The sequence below is a fragment of the Nostoc sp. DSM 114161 genome, assembly GCF_052692665.1.
Map to the genome: position 1 here is coordinate 3,050,785 of NZ_CP195141.1, position 22,967 is coordinate 3,073,751.

20 protein-coding genes are annotated in these 22,967 nt (G+C 39.4%); 4 read left to right on the forward strand and 16 right to left on the reverse strand.

Features of this window, described 5'->3' with window-relative positions; translation table 11 throughout:
* Window positions 1-14: 14 nt before the first annotated feature.
* A complete protein-coding gene (locus tag NSTC745_RS13435; RefSeq protein ID WP_445637580.1) occupies window positions 15-209 on the reverse strand; it encodes a hypothetical protein in 195 nt (64 codons plus the stop codon).
* Between the two features lie 229 nt (window positions 210-438).
* A complete protein-coding gene (ilvD, locus tag NSTC745_RS13440; RefSeq protein ID WP_445637581.1) occupies window positions 439-2,124 on the reverse strand; it encodes a dihydroxy-acid dehydratase in 1,686 nt (561 codons plus the stop codon).
* 146 nt (window positions 2,125-2,270) lie between these two features.
* Here ilvD and NSTC745_RS13445 point away from each other — a divergent pair, with 146 nt between their 5' ends.
* Complete coding sequence (locus tag NSTC745_RS13445) at window positions 2,271-3,698, forward strand: alpha-amylase family glycosyl hydrolase (RefSeq protein ID WP_445637582.1); 1,428 nt, start codon at window positions 2,271-2,273, stop codon at window positions 3,696-3,698.
* Between the two features lie 301 nt (window positions 3,699-3,999).
* On the opposite strand, the gene NSTC745_RS13450 is transcribed toward NSTC745_RS13445, so the two are convergent.
* The 6 genes from NSTC745_RS13450 to rsgA form a co-directional block, all read right to left on the reverse strand.
* Window positions 4,000-4,221: a hypothetical protein gene (locus tag NSTC745_RS13450; protein WP_445637583.1), complete on the reverse strand. Its 222-nt coding sequence runs from the start codon at window positions 4,219-4,221 to the stop codon at window positions 4,000-4,002.
* 108 nt (window positions 4,222-4,329) lie between these two features.
* On the reverse strand, window positions 4,330-5,169 hold the full coding sequence (locus NSTC745_RS13455; RefSeq protein ID WP_445637584.1) for a TIGR02452 family protein: 840 nt from the start codon (window positions 5,167-5,169) through the stop codon (window positions 4,330-4,332).
* A gap of 333 nt (window positions 5,170-5,502) precedes the next feature.
* Window positions 5,503-6,228 (reverse strand): MGMT family protein, encoded by a 726-nt coding sequence (locus tag NSTC745_RS13460; RefSeq protein WP_445637585.1) that lies wholly within the window; start codon window positions 6,226-6,228, stop codon window positions 5,503-5,505.
* A gap of 108 nt (window positions 6,229-6,336) precedes the next feature.
* Entirely contained in the window at window positions 6,337-7,782 is a 1,446-nt protein-coding gene (locus NSTC745_RS13465) for an alpha/beta hydrolase (RefSeq protein WP_445637586.1), read from the reverse strand.
* Window positions 7,783-7,877: 95 nt separating this feature from the next.
* Entirely contained in the window at window positions 7,878-8,600 is a 723-nt protein-coding gene (locus NSTC745_RS13470; protein WP_445637587.1) for a hypothetical protein, read from the reverse strand.
* Window positions 8,601-9,290: 690 nt separating this feature from the next.
* Window positions 9,291-10,352, reverse strand: a complete 1,062-nt coding sequence (gene rsgA, locus NSTC745_RS13475) for a ribosome small subunit-dependent GTPase A (RefSeq protein ID WP_445637588.1) — start codon at window positions 10,350-10,352, stop codon at window positions 9,291-9,293.
* A 499-nt stretch (window positions 10,353-10,851) separates the two neighbouring features.
* On the opposite strand from rsgA, the gene NSTC745_RS13480 reads away from it, so the two are divergent.
* The 3 genes from NSTC745_RS13480 (at window position 10,852) to NSTC745_RS13490 (ending at window position 13,803) form a co-directional block, all read left to right on the forward strand.
* On the forward strand, window positions 10,852-11,319 hold the full coding sequence (locus tag NSTC745_RS13480; protein ID WP_445637589.1) for a GNAT family N-acetyltransferase: 468 nt from the start codon (window positions 10,852-10,854) through the stop codon (window positions 11,317-11,319).
* Window positions 11,320-11,725: 406 nt separating this feature from the next.
* Window positions 11,726-13,363 carry an AAA family ATPase gene (locus NSTC745_RS13485; protein ID WP_445637590.1) on the forward strand — a complete coding sequence of 546 codons (1,638 nt, stop codon included), beginning with the start codon at window positions 11,726-11,728 and terminating at the stop codon, window positions 13,361-13,363.
* Window positions 13,364-13,428: 65 nt separating this feature from the next.
* Complete coding sequence (locus NSTC745_RS13490; protein ID WP_185566825.1) at window positions 13,429-13,803, forward strand: DUF1257 domain-containing protein; 375 nt, start codon at window positions 13,429-13,431, stop codon at window positions 13,801-13,803.
* A gap of 61 nt (window positions 13,804-13,864) precedes the next feature.
* Here NSTC745_RS13490 and NSTC745_RS13495 read toward each other — a convergent pair whose 3' ends face one another.
* The 8 genes from NSTC745_RS13495 to NSTC745_RS13530 all read right to left on the reverse strand — a co-directional run bounded on the left by NSTC745_RS13495 (window position 13,865) and on the right by NSTC745_RS13530 (window position 22,927).
* Window positions 13,865-15,169, reverse strand: coding sequence for a WD40 repeat domain-containing protein (locus NSTC745_RS13495; protein WP_445637591.1), 1,305 nt, complete (start codon window positions 15,167-15,169; stop codon window positions 13,865-13,867).
* 8 nt (window positions 15,170-15,177) lie between these two features.
* Window positions 15,178-16,467, reverse strand: a complete 1,290-nt coding sequence (locus tag NSTC745_RS13500) for a hypothetical protein (protein ID WP_445637592.1) — start codon at window positions 16,465-16,467, stop codon at window positions 15,178-15,180.
* A 37-nt stretch (window positions 16,468-16,504) separates the two neighbouring features.
* Window positions 16,505-17,293: a GUN4 domain-containing protein gene (locus tag NSTC745_RS13505; RefSeq protein WP_445637593.1), complete on the reverse strand. Its 789-nt coding sequence runs from the start codon at window positions 17,291-17,293 to the stop codon at window positions 16,505-16,507.
* 8 nt (window positions 17,294-17,301) lie between these two features.
* A complete protein-coding gene (locus NSTC745_RS13510) occupies window positions 17,302-17,904 on the reverse strand; it encodes a hypothetical protein (protein ID WP_445637594.1) in 603 nt (200 codons plus the stop codon).
* Between the two features lie 80 nt (window positions 17,905-17,984).
* Window positions 17,985-19,205: a WD40 repeat domain-containing protein gene (locus NSTC745_RS13515; protein ID WP_445637595.1), complete on the reverse strand. Its 1,221-nt coding sequence runs from the start codon at window positions 19,203-19,205 to the stop codon at window positions 17,985-17,987.
* A 140-nt stretch (window positions 19,206-19,345) separates the two neighbouring features.
* On the reverse strand, window positions 19,346-19,966 hold the full coding sequence (locus NSTC745_RS13520; RefSeq protein WP_445637596.1) for a hypothetical protein: 621 nt from the start codon (window positions 19,964-19,966) through the stop codon (window positions 19,346-19,348).
* A 111-nt stretch (window positions 19,967-20,077) separates the two neighbouring features.
* Window positions 20,078-21,274 carry a WD40 repeat domain-containing protein gene (locus tag NSTC745_RS13525; protein WP_445637597.1) on the reverse strand — a complete coding sequence of 399 codons (1,197 nt, stop codon included), beginning with the start codon at window positions 21,272-21,274 and terminating at the stop codon, window positions 20,078-20,080.
* Between the two features lie 93 nt (window positions 21,275-21,367).
* A complete protein-coding gene (locus tag NSTC745_RS13530; RefSeq protein ID WP_445637598.1) occupies window positions 21,368-22,927 on the reverse strand; it encodes an Hsp70 family protein in 1,560 nt (519 codons plus the stop codon).
* Window positions 22,928-22,967: the final 40 nt, after the last annotated feature.

Here is a 22,967-nt window from a genome sequence, read left to right on the forward strand (position 1 = left end):
TTTGTTGCATCGACTTACACCTTTGTTGCATCGACTTGCACCTTTGTTGCATCGGCTTGCACCTTTGTTGCATCGGCTTGCACCTTTGTTGCATCGACTTGCACCTTTGTTGCATCGACTTGCACCTTTGTTGCATCGGCTTGCACCTTTGTTGCATCGGCTTGCACCTTTGTTGCATCGGCTTGCACCTTTGTTGCATCGAAGAGCAAAAATTAACCTTCTGTGTCTAACACAACAGCTCTAAAAGACTTGTGTGTACGCGGTAGCTTATTAAAAGAGAGAGGCTGGGGGTGATACCGTTTCACTTTAAGCTTGATACATTTAGGCAAGCAGGGGAGCAGGGGAGCAGGGGAGCAGAGGAGCAGAGGAGCAGAGGGGAAAGAATTTGTATCAGGATTTTAGTGAAATGGTATGAGGTCAAAATCCCGTACAGCGAATTTACGTTAAATCCAAGTCTGTAACAGCGCCAACGCTGCTAGAGGAAACTAACTTAGAATATTTTGCTAAGACGCCTTTTGTATAACGGGGTGGACGGGGTTGCCATTTGGCGCGGCGACGGGCTAATTCTGCATCGTCTATGTTGATTTGTAATAACCGAGAATGAGCATCAATAGTGATAATATCGCCTTCTTCCACCAGAGCGATCGCACCACCAACCGCGGCTTCGGGAGCAACGTGTCCGACTACCATCCCGTAAGTCCCGCCGGAAAAGCGTCCATCGGTAATTAACCCGACTGTATCACCTAAACCCGCACCAATAATTGCTGAGGTGGGTGCAAGCATTTCCCGCATACCAGGGCCGCCTTTGGGGCCTTCGTAGCGGACGATAATTACATCACCGGCTTTAATCTTACCTGCAAGGATGGCATCTAAGCATTCTTCCTCGGAATCAAATACCCGTGCAGGGCCGGTAATGGTGGGATTTTTTACTCCAGTAATTTTTGCCACTGCTCCCTCTGGAGCGAGATTTCCTTTGAGGATGGCTAAGTGACCTTGGGGATACATAGGGTGATTCCAAGGACGAATCACATCTCCATCGCTTGGTGGTTCGTCGGGAACATCTGCTAGAATTTCAGCGATGGTTTTACCTGTGATGGTGATACAGTCACCGTGAAGTAATCCATGCACCAATAGCATTTTCATGACTTGGGGAATACCACCAGCTTGATGTAAGTCTGTGGCGACATATCTACCACTGGGTTTGAGATCGCATAAAACAGGGACGCGATCGCGGATTTTTTCAAAATCATCTAAATTAAGTTCTACACCAGCCGCGTGAGCGATCGCCAGAAAATGTAACACGGCGTTAGTTGAACCACCCACAGCCATGATTACAGAAATCGCATTTTCTATGGATTTGCGCGTGATAATTTGCCGGGGTAACAGTTGATTGCGAATTGCTTCTACTAATACCTTGGCTGATTCTTCGGTGCTATCGGCTTTTTCGTCATCTTGTGCCGCCATTGTGGAAGAATAGGGTAAACTCATGCCCATCGCTTCAAAGGCTGAGGACATAGTATTGGCTGTGTACATTCCACCGCAAGAACCAGCCCCAGGACAAGCGCGGCGTTCTACTTCCATCAGTTCGGTGTCGTCAATTTTGCCAGCGCTGTATTCACCCACAGCCTCAAAGGAACTCACAATAGTCAAGTCGCGGCCGTTGTAGTGTCCTGGTTTAATTGTCCCACCGTAAACAAAGATAGCCGGGATATTCATCCGGGCGATCGCAATCATCGCTCCTGGCATATTTTTATCACAGCCACCGATGGCAATCACACCATCCATATTTTGACCGTTACAGACGGTTTCAATGGAGTCAGCAATTACTTCTCGTGACACTAGGGAATATTTCATCCCCTCAGTTCCCATAGAAATCCCATCACTAATAGTAATTGTGCCGAATATTTGCGGCATTGCCCCAGCTAGTTTAATTCCGGCTTCAGCTCTTTGTGCTAGTTGATTAATCCCCATGTTACAGGGAGTGATGGTGCTGTAGGCATTAGCCACACCCACAATTGCTTTATTAAAATCTTCATCCCGAAAACCTACTCCACGGAGCATAGCGCGATTTGGCGATCGCTGCACCCCTTGTGTGACAACTTTACTTCTAAAATTCTCTGACATTGTTTTTTCACCCATTGCTTTGGCCTCGATAAAATCCCTGTACGAGCATCATAGGCAGACTTTTTTGAGATGTCCAATATATATTTGTTTAAATTTGATACTTATAAAGTATTAAAAAATCGAACTACGACACCTGCGCTAGTATCATGTCAGGAAAAATATCTAGTAAAACACCAAACAATTTGGCAGCAATGTATTTGATAAAAACTCTCTTGAGTTATGCACTTGTAATCTGCATAATTTGTATTTTCCCTATTAAGACATTAGCCGCAGAAAAACCCACGGCAATTGTTCATGCATTTAATTCACACTACAGCGATATTGAAAAGTTTGTATGTGAAATTGGCAAGCAAGGATATTCTCACATTCAAATTTCTCCAGCCCAAAAATCTAATCCCGCCCCAGAATGGTGGGCGCGTTATCAACCTGTAGACTACAGCATTATTGAAGGTAGAGGTTCGCTACTCAATTTAAAAAACCTTATTAATCAAGCTCACAGTTGTAATGTCAAAGTGATTGCTGACGTTGTTTTCAATCACATGGCTAATTTAAGTAGTGATGAGGATTTTGAAGATTTAACTCAATTTCCAGGTATTTCTGTAACTGACTTTAATTCAGATTCCAATCGATTAGGAAAAAAGCCTTGTAACATTAATTATAGTGATGGCAACAGAAATTCAGAAATTAATTGTTGGTTAGGTGGACTTCCCGATCTGATATTTACCAGTAACGTTAAAACAATTCAAAAAGCTCATTTAAAAAAATTACTAGATTTAGGAATTGATGGATTTCGGTTTGATGCTGCCAAACATATGCCAGCAGATGTTATTAAAGAGTACATCGACTATGTAGATTTATACAGTCAAGGAAAAGCATGGAATTATCTTGAGGTAATCACAGATAGCGACACCAGTGCAGAAAATTACAACTGGATTGCTGCTGTTACAGATTATGTTCTCTATAACTCAATGAAAAACGCCTTCAGCTTCGGTGGAGATTTGCGATCGCTGCGAGTTCCCACAAGCATAAACGATCCCCGTAGCGTCACCTTTGGCAGCAACCATGATACTATCCGCGAGATTAATTCTAATCCCATCAACCCCTATAGCGATTCTTCTGACTCTTTGCTAGCAACAGCCTATGTCTTGGCAAAAGAAAGTGGTATTCCTTTAATACTGAATATGGATAATACAGGAACTTCTTTTATTAAGTACGGTGTCAAATTCCGTCAAATTATGCATCAACGAGAAAATCAGGGAAAAAATATTAAAGAAAATGTTTTAGCAGCCATTGATAGTCCAACTGTATTGCTAATGGAACGAGGCAGCGAAGGATTTTTTGTTGTCAATAAAGGTGAAAATAAATTTAATATTCCAGCACTGGATTTAACTTTGACGAATTTAGATGGATGTTATCGGGAACTCCGTAACAATTTTACTGTTGCGATTGAACGTGGCGATCGCCAGAAAAAATTTATAACTCGTTGGGGAAGCTGGAATAGAGGCGGTATAGAAGTTGAAAAACGCGATGCACTCTATTTTATTCGAGAACCTTTTAATCAATGTCAAGTTTAGGAGAGCTAAATCATAAAATTGTATTAGCCTAGCTTTCCTGCTTTTACCCTACGAGCAAAAGCAACAAGGATACAATTTTTTAGCCACAATATCCCTGATACGGCTAGGCATTTTATTTTTTGGGTCGGCCTTAGAAAATGTTTGAAAAGTCCTATTATAAGTAGCAAAACGCAAAACATTTTAGATCTCCCTAAAACCCTATTAAAAAGAGGGACTTTGATTCTGGTTCCCCCCTTTTTAAGGCAGTAGGGGGGATCTAGAAGTACCTAAAATTACAACCAACCACTTTTCAAACAACCCCTTAGTTAAGTCCCATCATCTGATAAGCCACAAAAGCAGTATCGAATGATTTCATCGCACCTGTGTTTTGTGAGTAGTTTGGTAAAGTATAGTAATTATTTTCTGGTGCGCTGATAATTGTTTTATTACTACTGATGTTTGGATGTACTTTATTATCTGCCCTGAATAACAGAGTAATCTCAGCAATAATATTTCTATATGTGAGTAATGTAGGAAATTTCATAGTTCCTCTCATGTTTATTGCTCGATCGTAAAAAAATAACTACAACTGAAATCAGTTGTTGTAATACTGATGTTGATTTAACAGATGTTTTCTCAAGATTTATGCAATTTAACTAGAAAATCGCTTGTAAAACTCTGTAAAAGTCGTTTGCTGTTTGCTATTGTCCAGAACAGAAAAAATCACACTTTTAAATCTGCCCCAAAATTGACCGCTTGGTAATAAGAAATCTGCAAATATTTGGGCAACTATCGCTGGGTCATTTTTAAAGACCCCACATCCCCAAGCGCCTAAAATGAGAGCATCGCAACCACATTCAGACGCCAAGCTCAAAACTTTTGATGTACGATTCATAAGAACTTCAGGTATTTTTAGGCTTAACTGCTGTTGATTTTTTTGAATCATGCCTGCATTTGGCGCAGGACTGGTAATAAAATCTACAAAATACGGCTGTTCTAATAGCGTTCCATCATCGTCTTTAAAAACTGGACAACTCGGAGAATAAATCATCCAATTTGAGTAAAAAAGTGATTTTTCAGAGCGATGAAAATCATAATATTCACGACATTTCAACTGGCTTTTGTAGAGTGTGGAACTTCTAGCTAAACTCTCTTCTTGTGCTTGCGCTCCTTTGAGAAATCCACCCCCTGGATTTTTTGCTGAAGCAAAATTCAGAACACCAACTTTTTCAAATTTACCGCTTTTGGCTGTGCGTTCTGCTCCCATTAGAGTTGTTTCATTCCTAACTTCAAATTCAGTAGCTGAGAAGCGAGGAATGCTTTTGAGCGCTTGCGATTCAATTTGAGAAAGCTTGTCCGGACTGTAGCATTTTGTTGAATTCAAACAATGGTGTAATTCATGGGCGATATAAACTTGATTGCCATTAGAACAGATGTAGCCACCAATGTTAAGAATTTCTAGGGTATTTTCCGCAATAGCAATTCGTCTCATTGGTGTTATCTTTCTTACTTGTGTCTGATATGCCTTTTAAAGAGGCTGTAGTATTACACTACACAAATAATACAAAAGTGTCAAGCACATACTACAAACTTTGCAACTTGCCGCAGACATCGGCTGACAGCCGTTCAATAGACTTCTTGCTTTTATTGGGGAAAAGGATAAAACCAATTCAAAATTCGCGGATTATGTGGATTAGACCCTAAAATCCTTGGTTTATTATTATAGAGACGTTGCACTGCAACGTCTCTACAGGGCACACAATCCTTGATATTTCGTTGATTTGGATAATTCACATCAGACGTAATTCAGAAAAGTTTATCTTGTTTAATTTAAATAAATTGTTTGATTGGAATATAAGTATTTCTCGATATCGATAAAATATATATTTGACTGATTGTTCAAATATCGATTATTTAAAACTTCGACTCCTTCAAATTCTAGTTTATTTTTTTGATCTGGGACATATTTTATTAAATAGCCTTGAGAATCTAAAATTCTGTGAATTGGGTAATCATCAGCAGATGTTTTTTTCAAATATATAGGTATAGCTCTCATGTAACTATTATCTACACCAATTGCTTCAATTATTTGTTTATATGTTACTACCTTTCCTGATGGGACTTTGACTATAAAATCGAGAAAGCGTTCGTAAGGTTTTTCAGATAATGCTGGAAATTTATCGGTTTGAATCCGGACATTACTGCCGATATTAATTGTACCTGAATTGATAATTACGCCTAAAATGCCTCTTCGATATTGAATTTTTTTTAAAGAATCAACTAAATGAGCTACTCGCTTACATGGTTCGCAATAAAAAGTTAAACGAATAGTGCCACCATTATCAAAACTTATCAGAGAACCAGGAGTGAAATTTTCAGCTTTTATCCCCCCTATAACAATATTCTCTCGGAGTTCCCCTGGCGGAATTCCTAAGTCTACAATATCTTCATATCTAACAACTAAGACTTGCCTGGGGCTGATGGGATTAGCATTAATATCTCCTTCTATTCCATAACCCACTTTTAAGTTTAGTTCCTCAACTTCTCTCATTTTGGTACTATGGTTTTGTTTCTTGAAGAGATATGCGATCGAACCATCACTAGTAGACATAAACTAATAATTAATCTAAAAATAAATATTTTTTTAATATCAATTATATTAACTTGCCAACGGAAATGCAGATGCTAATACCCAACCAAAAAATAAACTACTACCAATTGCATAACCCCAAGGATTATTAAGCAGCCAAAAGCAAAAAGATAAAATAACCATAAATACAGGAAATAATGGTAGTAAAAGGTAAATAAAACCTAGTTGTGGCAAAAAAGCAAGCACTAAAATAAAACCACAAATTAAGGCTGTGCTTTGTCCTAGCCACCACAAAATTCGCTCACCAAAATTAAGATTTTGCTGTGCCACTCCAGAAGCTAAAAACCAAGGAAAACAAGCAACTGCCAGCATAGGAAAAATTTGCAAACGTGCCGGAATTAACCACCACTGCAACCATACTACTTGTGCCATTGCCCCGAAACCAACCCACAATATGATAAACAAAGTTATGCCAATGGCGAAAGATCTGGGTGATGGTAGTCGTAATGATGCCATAACAATCAGCCAACTTAAACCTGCTACCCCAAACCAAATACTAACTGCTCCACCTACTAATACTCCACCCAAGCCATTAATATCGCCTAGCCGATTGATTAGCACGAGTGTACCAGTAGCTACAAAAGGTGCTACTAATAAACCAATCCAGCTTTTTAACTGTGGTGTTTTGTTATTAATAAGAGGAGTAGCCAAAACAGGAGCGATCGCTCCTAGCATTGCTAACCATGCCAACAAGTGCAAAAAATACCACACCATTCGATAATCTGTATAACTATGGCCATTTATTCTGAAGGTACTATTAAGCCAATCTCTAGCAGCCTGATGACTAAAATTGCGAAATAAAATTGTAATATGTTCGGCATTGGGGATAATAAGAAACTTTCTTGCTTTACCCTGAGCAAAATTGGAATTTTCTCCACCACCGGCTTGGAGTAAACGCTTTGCATTAGCAACAAATCTACTTTCCCAACTTCCTGCTTGTAATAAAAGGTTTCGAGGAGCATTTGCTGTAATTGATGCGCCTGTAGGTGAAACTGCTACAGTTGCAGCATAACGCTCGACTCGATCGCTCGCAGCAGACATTACAGCACCACTACCCATTGAGTGCCCCAATACAGCCAAACGCGAGCGATCGACCTCTGGTTGCTCTATAAGTACTTTATATGCAACATTTAAATTCTGCTGGAGTGAATTTTTTTCTAGTGGTTTGGTGTTAGCCGCATGGCCATCAAAATCCCATAGCATGGTAGCATAACCCGCATGAGCCAAAGTGTAGGCATAACCGAGCATTAATTGTTTAGAGCCTGCATAACCATGCGCGATTAATACACCAGGAACATTTTGAGCATTCTTTGGCGCTACATATAATAACGGCACTTGTTGGCATTCCATCTGACGTACTATCAGAGAAGCCTGCACTCTCAGCACACCCCACCATGAAATGACAATTAATACTAATGCGATAAATGCTAAGACTAAACTTCGGTTTTTTTTCATATTTTAGCGTTTGAATAATTCCAAATATTCTGTCTGTTGCATTATCCCAAACATAAATATTTACTCAAACTAACTAAGGATATACACAGTTATGTTCAGTCCATTTCGCTAGTTATATTTTGCAATATCTCGTTAAAAGTTTGTGAAGTCATAGAACTAAGTCCCATTGACTCTAAATTTTCAATAGCTGCTTGATAAGCTTCTTGAGTTTCGTAATGCTCCTCAAAATATTGCTCGTCCGTACACCCATAAAGTATGTAGCTTGAGGCAATTTTATTGAAAAATTGTTGAGATGCTATTAGGAATTTTATACTATGAAAATAGCCTTCAAGATAACCATAAAAATAGCTAATAAAATTGTTGATTTCTTGACGAGAGAATTCTAGTTCAAAGGGTTCGCGTAAGATTTCGCGATCGTAACCTTCTATATCAACTTCCAAAATCCTGTACAAGCTGAAATAAAGTGTACCGCGATTGTCATATATATCCATTAAATAGAAGAATTTACCTTGAATTTTTTCTAGTATTAGTAATACAGGAAAATCAAAAGAACCTTTCCAATCATCAATTAAATCACCGCTTTCGCCAAACAAGTGTGTTAGAGCCACAAATATTTGAGCTAAGTTAAGCCGCTCTTGATTATTTTGTTCTGATAAATAAAATTGCATATAAAATATATAGTCATCTTTAATAGGAAGACTCTTTTGTCTGAGCTTTCTAAACTCAGTATCATCTAAACGCCAAAGCTCGTATTTAATTTCTTGACGTTTGAGTTCAACTTTCTTACGTTCTTTAATTTGCTTAACTACTTGTCTCATATATTTGAATTGACTTCATAAAAAATATTATAGTATTAATGTACTATTAAGGTGTTTTTACTTCCAGCCTTTTCAAAATGAGTGTTACATAGCAGTCCTAAATCATTCCCGAACAACAAGATCCCCGGCTTCTTAAAGAAGTCGGGGATCTGAAGCCCTTTGATTTTCACAAATCAAATAGGATTGCTATTAAGTAGAAACACTAAATTAAACTAAAAAAGAGGTTGCCGGGTTTCGAATCCGCGGAAGTTGAGCGTAGTCGAAACTCAACCCTCGTCTTCTCAGGGATCGGGCATTGAGCGAAGTCGAAATGCGTCTTCTAAATAATTGTATCCACTTACTTATCCGGTTCGGATGAATACTTATAACTAGGGCTGATGCAAAGACACGGAGATGCCGAGAATTTTTAATTATAAGTAATTAAGCGAACTTGATATTACCATAAATTTCAACAATAGAGGATGTGTAACAATTAAGAGCAATTTTGCAGCGTAGGAAACAGCCAGCATCATTGTAAGCTATGCTACCTGAAGGTATGGCAAACAACTATGCGTGCGATCGCATGTAGACTTATGCTCGTCGTATTAGCATTAAAGTAACCGTTATGCGATCGCCTGGTTTACCCCTACCAAACATCAGGATGGGCGATATTCCTGTGGTGCAAGAAAATCACTTATTAATCTCAACCAATCAATGCTTGTGATGATTTCGCATAGCTTTATGGATTTTCTTCCAGCGTTCTTTCTCGGCTAATTGCGCCCGTTGGTCTTGTTTGCGAACAAGATAGTTAAGTTCTTTTTGCAATTTTTGGTAGCTGAGAAATCTTGAAAAATCAAGTTCTCCCTCTAGTAATGCTTGTTGCACTGCACAATCGGGTTCATTGTTGTGTTGGCAATTACGAAAACGGCATTCTGCGGCTAAGGTTTCAATGTCTGCAAAGGTTTCTTGCAAACTTTCATCGCCTGCCCAAATTTGGATTTCTCGCATTCCCGGAGTGTCGATAATTAAGCCGCCTGTCGGCAGTAATATCAATTCTCGATTTGTAGTCGTGTGTTTACCTCGGTCGTCACCTCGACGCACTGGTTGGACAGCTTGTATTGATGCACCTTTGAGTTGGTTGGTGATGGTAGATTTACCTACACCAGAAGACCCAAGCAAAGCAACTGTTTGTCCTGGTTGGAGGTATGATTTCAAGGTATCCAACCCTTGATTAGTAGCCGCACTCAATATCAGAATTGGTACGCCAATGGCAACGGCTTCAACTTCAGATATACACTCATCTAAAGAGTTGCACAGGTCGGCTTTATTCAAAACTATAACTGGATTTGCGCCACTTTCCCAAGCCAGAATTAGATAGCGTTCAATTCTTCTGGGGTTAAAGTCGCCATCAAGCCCACAAACCAAGAACACAGTATCAATGTTAGCTGCAACAATTTGTTCTTCGGTTTTACTACCAACCGTTTTTCGTGAAAACTTGCTTTTTCTCGGCAAAATTCCGTGAATCGTAGCGCGTCCTTCTGACTCTCGCGCCTGAATGATAACCCAATCCCCAACAGCAGGAAAGCCTTGCCCTTGAGCAGCTTGATGCCGTAGTTTACCTGTAACTTCTGCTGTTAGTTCGCCCCGATCGCTATAAACTATGTAAGTATTTCTGTATTCAATAGCAACCCTACCAACACTAAAACCTTGTTGGCTATAAGGTGCAAAACTGTGAGTAAAAAAGTCACTCCAGCCTAAAAAATCCAAATTCATTGATGTTTCCTCGATGTGTGTTGCTTGCTGTGAACAAGGCGCACAGAGGTGGACACTTTTGTAGAGCGATTACTCTAGTGTCTGCAAATTCGAGTATCATTCCTGTAAATGAAGGACTTAACGAAAATCTCTGCGCCTTGTGGTGGTTGAGTTTTTGAAGGGAACCCGGACGGCTAGCAATTGAGTCATGATTGTTCCTCCCTGATGTAATACAGATATAATCTATATTATTACACTTATGTCATTCCAGCAAAACTGGGATCGAAACTGCGCGGTCTGGGTTCTATTGCCAATCTGGGCATCTCAGCAGCGATCGCCAGTATTTCTACCTTGGTGTTGTGGGTGGGTGCAGTTGTGTGGTTTCTAAAGTCAATTACATATAGAACTTAAAAATGCATTACATTACTTAGAAATAATCCGATGGCAATAAAACCTTTCGCCTCAAATGCGAGATTCTCTAGACTCTTAAGCAAGTAGAATTCCCTAGCAAATTAAGGAGATGAGTCAATTGCAAATTCGTGAAGATGACCTGACAGCTAAAAAGATCGCAGACCTTCTTTGGGAACATCTCGAAAATATGCATGAGATTACCCCGTCCGAAAGCGTTCATGCTCTTGATTTAGAGGCATTGCGATCGCCTGATATTACTTTCTGGACAGCTTGGGAGGGCGATGAATTACTCGGATGTGGAGCGCTCAAAGAAATAGATCCCAGAACTGGTGAAGTTAAATCAATGCGTACCGTCAAGGCTCACCTTCGTAGGAGCGTCGCCTCAAAGATTCTTGAACACATCATCAAAGAAGCCGAACGACGTGGTTACGATTGCCTGAATTTGGAAACAGGGTCTTTTCCTGAGTTCGCCCCAGCACGAGCGTTGTACGCACGGTATGGGTTCGAGTACCGAGACCCCTTCGCTGATTACATTGATGACCCGAACAGCGTATTTATGACGAAAAAGCTCAGTTGATTCGCTACTCGAAATTAGCCCATTTCTTGAAATGGCTGTGACATAAACAAGCCCTTAAGTTTTATATTTTTTTGATGAATTTTTACTAGTATATTTTTTCAACAATTATAGTATTAATTAAGACAAAGTAATTACTAGTTTGTAACAGGCTATCTATGATGGGAGGGGCAGAGAACGGGGAACGGGCAACAGTTTTTAGAGCCAGCAAAACTCCAGCAAAGCGCCTGTCTCTTTTGCCTTGGAAAAAAAATGAAACATTCGGCGTTGCTAATTGAGAGTATGAATTTGATTTCATGCAAAGTTCCAAAAATACGAGTTTGAAACACTTGATTTTGGAATTTCATAGTTCAAATCAGCAATACCAAAAACTCTTTCTCTTATACCCTTACACCTATTTTCAAGAGAGATGAGCAATTTTCATCAAAATGGAAAAGAAGATTCAACTCATAGCAGAGAGAATCAGCAATACGCCTCCTTGGTAGAGCAACTTGATTTGATGATTCGGGCACGGTATCCGTTACTGTATGTGATTTCCGTGGAAGAAGAACCTGTGGAAGAAGTGCTGTTCCAAGTTGCATCGCGTTCTGTGCCACAACGACAAATTTTATTTTGGGATATTGTTCGGGGTTGGAGTGACAATGGTGCAGATAAAGGTTCGGTGATGGCTGCATTAGCACGCATCGGCAAAGCTGATTCCCAAACAGCGGCGATGTTTGTGTTGCGAGATTTGCATCCATTTGTGAAAAACCCTACCACCGAGAAGAATGCACCCATTGTCAGGGAGTTGCGAAACTTGACGCGGGAGTTAAAGCGATCGCGTAAAACGATCGTTACCACTAGCCATACTTTAGAACTCCCTGATGAGTTACTGCAAGAGGTAACAGTAGTTGATTGTCCCTTACCTAGCGTCAGTGAAATCGATTATTTAATCCAACAGTTAGTAGTACCAGATAAGTTAAATGTTTCTGGCTTGGCGCGGGAACAGTTAGTCAAAGCTTGCCAAGGTTTAAGTCGCACTCGTATTTCTAGAGTTTTAGCAAAAGCCTTAGCTGCCAAACAGCAGGTAAACGAATCTGACATCGATGGCGTATTAGAAGAAAAAAAGCAAGCAGTTCGCCAAACTGGGATTTTAGAGTTTTTCACGCCGCAAGAATCACTCAAACGAGTCGGGGGATTAGATCAACTCAAACAATGGGTATTGATGCGTCAAGATGCTTTTACCGAAGAAGCCAGACGCTACGGTATTCCTAATCCCAAAGGTATGCTTTTGGTGGGAATACAGGGAACAGGTAAATCTCTCTCAGCCAAAACCATTGCCCATGAATGGCGCTTACCTCTACTCAGGTTAGATTCTGGGCGTTTATTTGGCGGGATTGTTGGTGAAAGTGAAAGCCGCGTCCGCCAAATGATACAGCTAACAGAAGCAATGGCACCTTGCGTTTTGTGGATTGATGAAATTGACAAAGCCTTTGGCAATATTACCAGCGGCATTGATGGGGATTCGGGGACATCGCGCCGGGTTTTTGGCAGTTTAATTACTTGGATGCAGGAGAAAACCAGCCCAGTATTTATTGTTGCCACTGCAAATAACGTGCAAATATTACCAGCCGAGTTATTACGCAAAGGACGATTTGATGAGATTTTCTTTTTAAATTTACCGACACAAGCCGAACGCCAAGAGATTTTTAAAGTGCATTTGCAAAGGTTACGTCCCAACCGCCTGCGAGAATTTAATTTAGCTGTGTTAGCCAAACAAACTGCAAATTTCAGCGGTGCAGAAATTGAACAAGTAATTATTGATGCCATGCACCAAGCATTTTCCACAAGAGTCGAGGGACAACGGCGAGACTTCAATACAGAAGATATTTTACAGGCTGTAGCCCAGACAGTTCCCTTAGCTGCGATCGCCCGCAATCAAATTGAAGCCTTAAAGCAATGGGCAGCCGAAGCAGGCGCAAGGCCAGCATCCAATGATGTTCAGTTAGTGGAGGAATTAAAGCACTATTCAACTCAACAAGGAATAGGGCCTTTAGAAGTTGATTAGAATAGAAAAAATCTGCATTTTAGCGGTTTATTTTTTCATCCAAAATCTCAAACACAAAATCAATTATGTCTCATTTCACAACTATTAAAGTTCAAATCAAACGCGGTGAAATTCTTCATGAAGTGTTGCAAGAATTAGGTTATCAAGTGGAGTCTAACACCAATGTACGCGGATATCGAGGCGATACAACTCAAGCCGAGTATGTAATTCGTCAAAAAAACGGTTATGACTTGGGTTTTCGCCGCAATGGTGAAAATTACGAAATAGTTGCAGACTTTTGGGGAGCAAAAATTAATCAACAACAATTTGTTAATTCCATCAGTCAAAAATATGCTCATAAAACCTTGATGGCAACAGTCCAAGAACAAGGCTTTAATGTTGAGGACGAAGAAGTATTAGCAGATGGAACTGTGCGAGTAGTTGTAGGACGTTGGGTGTAAAAACTTTGTAGGATGGGCATCTTGCCCGTCCTAGATATTTAATAGCAATTCGTAATTAGTATTACTCTGGTATAGACCAAATTTTGATAGTTTTATCGACACTTCCGCTAACGAGAGTTTTTCCATCAGGACTCAAAGCCATACACCAAACAATACCTAAATGTCCTTCTAAATCGTGAATTATCTCACCTGTAAGCAAATTCCAAATTCTAATAATGCCATTCTTTAAACCACCAAAGAAGGCTTTACCATCTTTGCTAACACATATTGACTGAATATCATTATCTGCTTCCAGAGTGAGTGTATAAACTTTCTCTCTTTTTTCTATATCCCAAACATCAACTTGATTTTCTCCTCCAGCAATCGCAACTGTTCCATCTGGACTAATAGCAACACAAGAGAGTCCTGGTACATAGTTATTTAAAGCCAATGTTTCAGTTCCCAGAGTTGCGATTTGTTGTCTTTGCTGCCAGTCCCAAATTTTTATTGCCCTATCAATACTACTACCACTAATCAAAGTTTTCCCATCAATACTAAGGGCAAGTTTAACAATATTCATTCCCCAAACGTGACAAGGATGCCCTCCCAATTTATAGTATTTTCCCGAACGAGGCTGTTCCCAAACGTGAATATTTTTATCTTGGCTACCACTAATTAGAGTTCCATCAGGAGCTACAACGAGGGATAAAGCAGCATCAGAATGTCCTTTAAGTGTCAGGATTTCTTCCTGGTTTTCTAAATTGAAAATTTTTATTTCATTCCAGTTATTAGCATACAAAGTATTTCCATCTGGGCTAAATGCAAGTCCATAAGGGGCTGATAAATTTTCGCTTAATGTGCAAATTAATTGGCTAGTTTGAATATTCCATAATTTGATAGTTTTATCATGGCTTCCACTAGCAATAGTTTCTCCATCGGAACTAAATGCTATTCCATATACATCAGATGTATGTTCGCTTAAAGTAGTCAAGCATTCAAAAAATTTATAATGGTGTGAATTTAAAGCTGTAATAATCTGTTCAACACTAAGTTTTTTCCTTTGATGTAATAACTTATATGCTAAGATTTGTAACTGTAATGATTCATTCTGCAAACTTTGAATGACTAACTCTAAGCCTGCATCACCATAGTTAATTGCATCAGCGATCGCAGCCATTTTTGCTTCTATATTATCGCTTAAAAGACGACGCTTAATGCCTTCAATACCGCCAATAACTAACCCATCTACAGGAGGTGGTGATTGTCCTCCAAGTACAGCATCATATTCTCGCGGTTGATTGGGATTATCTGGTATCATTTTCTTCCTCGACGCTAATACCAGTGTGCCCAATTTAGGAAATGCGATCGCATTTATTTGGAATCGCATCTATATTTTTATGGAACTCGCCATACTTGTATTAATTTCCTAGTGTAACTGACAATAGTCTGCCCATCTGGGCTAATAGTAACACTTGTTGCATAAGGGAATTCAGCAAGCAATTGTTGTGTCTGCAAATTCCAGATATTAATATCACCGCCACACTTCACAAAGATTTTTCCATCTGCACTGAATGTTAAAAAACTTAATTCACCACTATTAGGAAATAATTTATAAATTTCTTTACCATTGCTCAAGTCCCATATTCTCAGGAGTCTTGGCAAATTATCATCGCCAGTGATTAAAGTTTTTCCATTAGGACTAATTGCCAATGATGCAATAGTGGAATTATAGTCACTAGAATCATATCCTTTGAATGTGTAAATTTCACTTCCAGTTCTTAAATCCCAAATTTTAATAGTTTCATCACTACTAGCACTTGCTAGGATATTTACATCTGCATTAACAGCAACGGAAGTTATAGTTTTTAAATGTCCTTTGAAAGTGTAAATATTTTGTTTTATTTCTAAATCCCAAACGAGAATATTACCAGCTTCATTACCAATAGCTAAGATTTTGCCATCAGAACTCAGAGCAAGGGAGGTAATAGTATTGCGCTTTCTGTTTTCCCACAATGGTTGTCCGGTAATAACATAACTTAATTGCTCAGTATTGAGATTCCAAATTTCAGTTCTAATAGTATTGTCATGCTGAGAACCACCTATAGCTAAAGTTTGAGCATCAGCACTAAAAGTTAAATGTTTTGGATAATCATTTACTTTCGTACCAAACTTTTTATTGATGGTGCGAAGATTTCTTCCAGTATTCAAATCCCACTTTTTAAAGTCTATATAAGTTCCACCGACAATACTGCCATCGCTTTGAGGTTCTTCATAAGAACTACCGCCAGCATCGCAACATACTAGGGTTTTGCCATCGGGATGAATGGCGATCGCTGCATTATTTCTATTAAGCTCAATTGTATAAACACACTGAAAAAAACGATAGGGATTAAATTCTAAGATTGCCTGTTTTACTTTTAATTCTGGGATATCTCGCAATAATTTATATGCTGCTAACTGTACCCGTCGTGATGGATCTTTTAAAGCTTGAATTACTAAATCCCAGCCTTCGTGTCTATGCTGAATGAGTTGCGAAAGTGCTAAAAGGCGGTAATCTGAATCACTACTAGCGAAACGCTGTTTTGCACCTGACAATCCGCCTAAAACTACGCCATCAACTGGCGGAGGATTTTGGCCGCCAAGTACGGCATCATATTCTCTTGGTTGATTGGGATTATCTGGCATCGCTTTTTACCTCTGACTTATACCAGTGTTCCCAAACTTAGGCGATTTTGCAGTTGGCTAATTTCTGTGCAAGCGCAGACAGAGTTCTGCAACCTGTCCAAAAGTCACCTAACCCCCAACCAATAAATGCACCGCCACGGGGTAAGTTTCCCACCGGCGCACTCAAGTCGAATTTCAAGTCATTCCAATAGCACCAAGTACCTTGAGAAAACCATCCCACACCTTTACCAAAGCGACACCATGCTTCCCAGTCGGGATTTGAGGTACCACCAACAATTTGCCAGATATGGGTTTGGACAACAAAGCCAAAGCGTCCGTTGCTATATCTTTGCCAGAGAGTTTCAATGGTGCTTAAGTCTGCACAAGGGAATTTTTCGATGTCTGATGGATCTAAAAATCCTTGTGGTTGGCGATCGCATACCCGCAGCATTATACTAGCAGTCTCTTGGTCTGCATCTTTCCACTTTCCGGAAGCGAGTAAATTTTGCAAACGACTGTAGTTTAAATCAACCGCAGAGATTAATGGTATTTCCCTGTCTAGATGGGACTGTACTTTTGCTAATGCTTGTTGTCCCAGGAGTGACGATACTGTAGATTGCAACTTTTCAGATTCAGTATTTACAATCTCAAACACCAACTTAGTACCGGCTTCGCCATACTTTAGGGCTTCTGCTACGGCGAGAATTTGTTGTTGTGGAGATGTGGCGCTGCTTAAACGTCGTTTAACACCTTCAATACCTCCTAAAACTACGCCATCTTTTGGAGGTGGTAGTTGTCCGCCAAGCACAGCATCATATTCTCTTGGTTGTTTGAAATTTTCTGACATTGCTGTTTTTATTTAGAAAAGGCTTGCAATTTATCAATACAGCCCTGGTTTACTGCTTCTTTTAAAATATTTTTTGCTCCGCGTCGTTTAAAATAAAGTGCTGCATAATTACGTTGTATCTGCGTACCATTGAACAGGTAATGTCGAATTCGGTCTTGACCTTGAGGGGTATCAACTAAGCCGAGTGTAAAGTCAACTAACTTGTAGGTGGCGCTATTACGGTCATTTTCTAGATTCTCCATTAGTGTATCGATATCGGACACTCCGCCAGCACGCGCCATCGCTACGAAAGCATCATATCTGTCAATTTTATGACTATAGTCCTGAAGTATTTCTTGTACTATAGGTTCTGGTCGAGAAGCTAGTAGTGAATAAGCTGCTTGGCGTACTTTCCATAATTTATCGTCTAACGCCCAGATTACCAATTCCAAACCTGCTTCGCCATACTTGAGTGCTTCTTCTAGTGCTGCGATTCTTTGTTCAATTACCGGATTTGCCAAGCGTCTTTTAACACCTTCTAGTCCTCCTAATACTACAGCACCAGGAGGCGCTTTTTCTTGACCGCCAAGAACAGCATCATAAACTCTTGGGCGATTGGTATTTTCTTTCATCAGGTTTTTAATGTTGAGCCTACTACTTAGTATTCCCAATCACTGAGGTGAGGCGATCGCATTAAAATAAACATAATCATCTAATTTGAAAAATTCGCTCTCCAAACTTTGATAGTCTTATCCCAGCTTCCACTGACAATAGTTTGACAATCTGGGCTAATTGCTACAGTCCGCACTACTTTTGTATGCCCTTCTAAAGTACGTAGCAACCATCCTCCATTTAAATCCCAAATTTTTACAGTTTTATCATTACTTGCACTAGCAATAATTTTGCTATCAGCACTAATAGCAACAGCATTAACTTTACCCGTATGTCCTGCTAAGGTTTGTTTTAATTCTCCTGTTTGTAAGTTCCATATTTTAACAGTCTTGTCTTCACCACCACTGACAAGAGTTTTACCATCAGCACTAATAGCAAGAGTATTTACTTTACCAGAATGTCCTTTTAATAGGCGAGGAGTTGTTATCTTCAGCTTCCACCAATCCAAAAATTTACCCTTAGAAAATTCTCGTACTTTGATTGTATCGTAACTGTCATTAACAAAAATTTTACTATCAGGGCTAATTGCTAAGGAACTAATATAACCGTTTCCTTCTAACGTGCTAATTTCTTTGCCGTTGAGTAAATCAGCTACTTTTATATGCCAACTACTACTAATAATAATTTTGCCATCTGGACTAATGGCGATCGCATCTACAGATTTAGAATGAACTTCTTCTAAAATATTTACTAATTTTCCTCTTTGCCAGTCCCAAAATTTTATTGTGTTATCACTACTACAACTTACAAGCTTTCCATCTGGACTAAAAACAACAGCATTAACTTTATTAGTATGACTTGTTATAGTTCGTTGTACTTCTCCTGTTTGCAGCGACCAAATTTTGATATTTTTATCATTACTACCACTAGCAATAGTTAAATTATCTGAGCTAACTGCAACAGAGTTAACTTTGTCTGAGTGTTCCTCTAATGTGAATCTACAATCAACAAACAACCAAGGGTTTGAATTCAGAATTTTCTGCTGAAATTGGGGTTCTGTTCGGTTTTGAATCAGCAATTTTTCAGCAGCATTTTGCAACTGCCATTCGGTAGATTGTGTTGCATTAAACACTAAATCTAAACCGACATCACCATATTTAAGTGCTTCCCTAAGGGCAGAAGTCTGTGCTTTAAAAACTGCACTTTTTAAACGGCTTTTAACACCTTCTAACCCTCCCAATACTACACCATCAATAGGTGTTTCTGCTTGATTACCAAGGACAGCATCATATTTTTGCGGTCGATTATGCTTTTCTGCCATTGCATTTTTACTAATATTAGTATTGCTATATTTAATTTTGGTTTTTATAAACGAACTGCCAAGGTGCAAAGAGGAGATTCTTTAAGTTTGGCGATCGCACTTTTCATTCAAATTTTTTTCCTGTAAAAGCACGAATTTTATCAAACGCTACTATTTGATTCTAAAATTCCTACCAAAATCTTCATTAAATCTGGCAAATCATCGGGAATTCGATACAGCGAAATATCCTGAAAAATCTGCTGCTTGGTTTTTTCTAAGCGACCAAAACGCCAAGCATCACCAATTGTTACTGCACCATAAAAAATCTCACCTTCTTCTACTTCAGAAATAGCAATTAATTCTACTGCCATCTGCGTAAAGCCTCTTGTTAAGTCATCATTTTTCGCTTCAACTACTAATAAACTTAGATTGCTTTTCAAGAAATAATCTAAATTACCCTTTAACCAGTTGTTTACTGTCAATGGATACTCAATCCTGATTTGACATTGACAATAACGAGCAACTTCCAGCAATGTAGGTGCTACCAGTGTTTCACGTCGTGCTGTCTCGCTGCTCAAGCTAACTAGTGGTAAAGATTCATCAATTCGCTGTTGTAATTCCGGCAAACGTTCTAAATTGCGATCGCTACGTGGTAACTCCATTCGTGTTTTTAGCAAACCATAACCCAATTCCGCTAAAATTTCGTCTGCTTCATAAGGCATTTCAAAATAGGAGCGAAATGTGTAAGATTGCCCTTCTTGCAAAAGATGACGACGAGTCATGATTTTTTTATTTGCAGCTACACATTTAAAAATTACTATTCAATTTTAGCGTTTTAAGTAGCTAGTACAAAAAGGCTGAAGTTTATAGATATTTTTCTCGACTCGCTTTTTCTAGGACTTAATACCCCAGATTTTGATAGTTTTATCTCTACTACTGCTAACAAGAGTATTTCCATCTGGACTGATAGCTACACAATAAACCCCATCAGTATGTTCTTTGAGAATGCGTAGGCATTCCCCAGTTTGCAAGTTCCAAATTCTGATAGTTTTGTCTCTACCACAACTAATAAGAGTGCTTTCGTCTGGACTGATAGCTACACAATAAACCCAATCGGAATGCCCTTCAAGTGTGAACTGAAGCTGTTTTGTCTGTAAATTCCATACTTTAATTGTTTTGTCTTTACTGCCACTAACAATTGTCTGTCCGTCTGGGCTAATAGCTACAGACTCAACACCATCTGAATGTTTTTTAAAAGTGTGTATAAGTTCTCCAGTTTCAAAATTCCACACTTTGATATTTTTGTCATTACTACCACTAACGAGAGTTTTTCCATCGGCACTGATAGCTAACGCTTGAACTAAGTAGTGTGAATGCCCACTCATGGTACTTATAATTCGTTCTGTCTGCAAATCCCAGACATTAATTCCACTATACTCGCTGCCGCAGGCAACAGTCTTTCCATCTGGACTAATAACTAGGGAAAAAACGCTGTCAGTAGATTCTTTTAAAGTTTTTTTATGATATCCAGTATATAAATTCCAAACTTCTATTTTTCGTCCCCCGGCATAAGTGCCTCCTCTACTAATTAAAGTTGTTCCATCTGGACTAATAACCAAGGATTGAGTATTGAAATCTTTTATTGAAATAGGTTGAAGTTGTCCGCTATACAAATCCCAAATATTAATAGGGTTTCCAGTACTGACAAAAGTTCTCCCATTTGGGTTAATGGCAACAGATGTGATGCCTCTATTCTGCTGTAAACTATGTAGACAAGTGATATTTAGCCAGGGATTATGTTCTTGTAATGCTTGTTTTACTCTTACTTCTTCTCGGTGGCGAAGTAACGAATAAGCAGCCCACTTTAATTTTCCTGATTCATATTGCCAAGCCTGAATTACTAAGTCTAAACCTGCTTCTCCATAATTTAATGCCTCTTTTAGGGCAGCAATTTGCACTTCTATATCTACACTTTTCAAGCGGCTTTTAACACCTTCCAGTCCCCCTAAAATCACACTGCCAACTGGCGCAGAATTTTGAGTGCCTAAAACGGCATCATATTCTCTAGGTTGATTCTGTTTCTTTGCCATTATATTTTTACCATTTTACTATTATAAGAATCATGTTTTTGAATACGGTTATTTTTAATAAACCGCCAAGACGCGAATAACGCGAATATAAGATTATTTGAGTTTGGCGATCGCCCCTCTCTCCACTAACATTTTCCCCGTCAATAAATCTTTTACTGTTACTACTAATACTCGTTGTTCGTTGACTTCAAATTGTGCTTGGATTCTGTCTACTCCTGTTTGTCCGGGCGGTTCGAGATGGGCGACGCATACTTGTTGATGATGAGTTTCTAAAGAACGATAGCTATCTTGTTTTATTAAGTGGCTACTCGTCATTCTTCCTTGAGAATCGTAAGCAACTTCTGCTTGGGAAACTTCTGCAACTTCGCCAATATCAAGGCGAATTTCTCGCTGTCCTTCGGTGGCTACTTGCAAAGTTAAAGCTTCAGAACGCGCCCCTGGATACTTTGCTCCTTTTTCAATTAAAGTAAAATAAGAATAAGTTTTGCTGTGGGGTTCCCAAAGTCGGATAGCGTAACTGTGGCGCAGGTAATCATCAACTGCTGTCATTTCGCTTAAAGCTAATGCGCCATGTGCGACAGCTTCAAAGGGTTTATCTAATTTAACTTTTTGTCTGCCGAAATAAGAAATTACTAGTTGTTGAATCGCCGGAATTTGGCAAGTACCGCCGACTAATAAAACCTGTTCGATGGCAGATTTAGCGATACCTTTGGAAAGTGCGATCGCCAACACTTCATCTATCGCTTGTCTTAACTGTTCTAATAATTGTTGATTTTCTAAAATTTCGCCTAACTCGTCCCGATGTAACTGCAATTCATGGGACATAAAATTTTCATCATCAAACCAAGCTTCTTTCGCCTCATCTGTTGTCGAAAGTTGAATTTTTACCCTTTCTGCTACTTCCAATAAATTCATAAAACCGATTTCTCCTACTTCAGCGCGGGAGGAATTGATTTTTTGCAGATAATGTTCGACAATCCAAGTATCGATATCTACACCGCCAATAAAAGCATCAGATTTAGCAAGAACTTCAGCGCGTACTGCTTGCTGTTCGGAAGCGACGCTGACAGTCCGTACTAAACTTAAATCCAACGTTCCACCACCAAAATCGACTACCAAAACCACAGTCCCAGGACGCTTGATAGCATAACCAAGGGCGGCGGCTGTTGATTCATCGACAATTTGCACTGCGGGAATATTTAGCTTATCGGCTAAATTGCGAAACCAGTCAAGATATCGCTCAAATGCACCTACAGGAACCGTAAAAATAACGTGACTTGGCTGCAATTGCTGTTCAATCTGTTGCCAAATTTCTAACAAAAACAGTTCTGAAATAATCTCCGCACTATAACTATTACCATCCAAAAGTCGGGGAGGTGGCACAAAATCCGCTGCCAAATCCCGTTTAAAAGCTCGAAAACAGCGTTCCGGCTGGGCAAACCCCAAGCGTTTGGCACGTACAGATTCACCAAACAAAATGCTATTTTGCCCTTCCACAAACACCAAACTCGGCACCACGCTAACTTGTTCGCCCCCAACCTCAAACCGCCGCGACATCGAATCAAATCGCAACGTCCGTGGTTTTTGCGTAATCAAATCCGTAGTACAAACAACAGTATTGCTAGTACCAAAATCAATTATTACTGTAGTCATTAGTTATTAGTCATTAGTCATTAGTCATTAGTCATTGGTT

What these genes read in the sequence shown, in the direction of transcription:
- ilvD (WP_445637581.1), bottom strand. Translation starts at nt 2,124, where the DNA reads ATGTCAGAGAATTTTAGAAGTAAAGTTGTCACACAAGGGGTGCAGCGA.
- NSTC745_RS13445 (WP_445637582.1), top strand. Translation starts at nt 2,271, where the DNA reads ATGTCAGGAAAAATATCTAGTAAAACACCAAACAATTTGGCAGCAATG.
- NSTC745_RS13450 (WP_445637583.1), bottom strand. Translation starts at nt 4,221, where the DNA reads ATGAAATTTCCTACATTACTCACATATAGAAATATTATTGCTGAGATT.
- NSTC745_RS13455 (WP_445637584.1), bottom strand. Translation starts at nt 5,169, where the DNA reads ATGAGACGAATTGCTATTGCGGAAAATACCCTAGAAATTCTTAACATT.
- NSTC745_RS13460 (WP_445637585.1), bottom strand. Translation starts at nt 6,228, where the DNA reads ATGAGAGAAGTTGAGGAACTAAACTTAAAAGTGGGTTATGGAATAGAA.
- NSTC745_RS13465 (WP_445637586.1), bottom strand. Translation starts at nt 7,782, where the DNA reads ATGAAAAAAAACCGAAGTTTAGTCTTAGCATTTATCGCATTAGTATTA.
- NSTC745_RS13470 (WP_445637587.1), bottom strand. Translation starts at nt 8,600, where the DNA reads ATGAGACAAGTAGTTAAGCAAATTAAAGAACGTAAGAAAGTTGAACTC.
- rsgA (WP_445637588.1), bottom strand. Translation starts at nt 10,352, where the DNA reads ATGAATTTGGATTTTTTAGGCTGGAGTGACTTTTTTACTCACAGTTTT.
- NSTC745_RS13480 (WP_445637589.1), top strand. Translation starts at nt 10,852, where the DNA reads ATGAGTCAATTGCAAATTCGTGAAGATGACCTGACAGCTAAAAAGATC.
- NSTC745_RS13485 (WP_445637590.1), top strand. Translation starts at nt 11,726, where the DNA reads ATGAGCAATTTTCATCAAAATGGAAAAGAAGATTCAACTCATAGCAGA.
- NSTC745_RS13490 (WP_185566825.1), top strand. Translation starts at nt 13,429, where the DNA reads ATGTCTCATTTCACAACTATTAAAGTTCAAATCAAACGCGGTGAAATT.
- NSTC745_RS13495 (WP_445637591.1), bottom strand. Translation starts at nt 15,169, where the DNA reads ATGCGATTCCAAATAAATGCGATCGCATTTCCTAAATTGGGCACACTG.
- NSTC745_RS13500 (WP_445637592.1), bottom strand. Translation starts at nt 16,467, where the DNA reads ATGCCAGATAATCCCAATCAACCAAGAGAATATGATGCCGTACTTGGC.
- NSTC745_RS13505 (WP_445637593.1), bottom strand. Translation starts at nt 17,293, where the DNA reads ATGTCAGAAAATTTCAAACAACCAAGAGAATATGATGCTGTGCTTGGC.
- NSTC745_RS13510 (WP_445637594.1), bottom strand. Translation starts at nt 17,904, where the DNA reads ATGAAAGAAAATACCAATCGCCCAAGAGTTTATGATGCTGTTCTTGGC.
- NSTC745_RS13515 (WP_445637595.1), bottom strand. Translation starts at nt 19,205, where the DNA reads ATGGCAGAAAAGCATAATCGACCGCAAAAATATGATGCTGTCCTTGGT.
- NSTC745_RS13520 (WP_445637596.1), bottom strand. Translation starts at nt 19,966, where the DNA reads ATGACTCGTCGTCATCTTTTGCAAGAAGGGCAATCTTACACATTTCGC.
- NSTC745_RS13525 (WP_445637597.1), bottom strand. Translation starts at nt 21,274, where the DNA reads ATGGCAAAGAAACAGAATCAACCTAGAGAATATGATGCCGTTTTAGGC.
- NSTC745_RS13530 (WP_445637598.1), bottom strand. Translation starts at nt 22,927, where the DNA reads ATGACTACAGTAATAATTGATTTTGGTACTAGCAATACTGTTGTTTGT.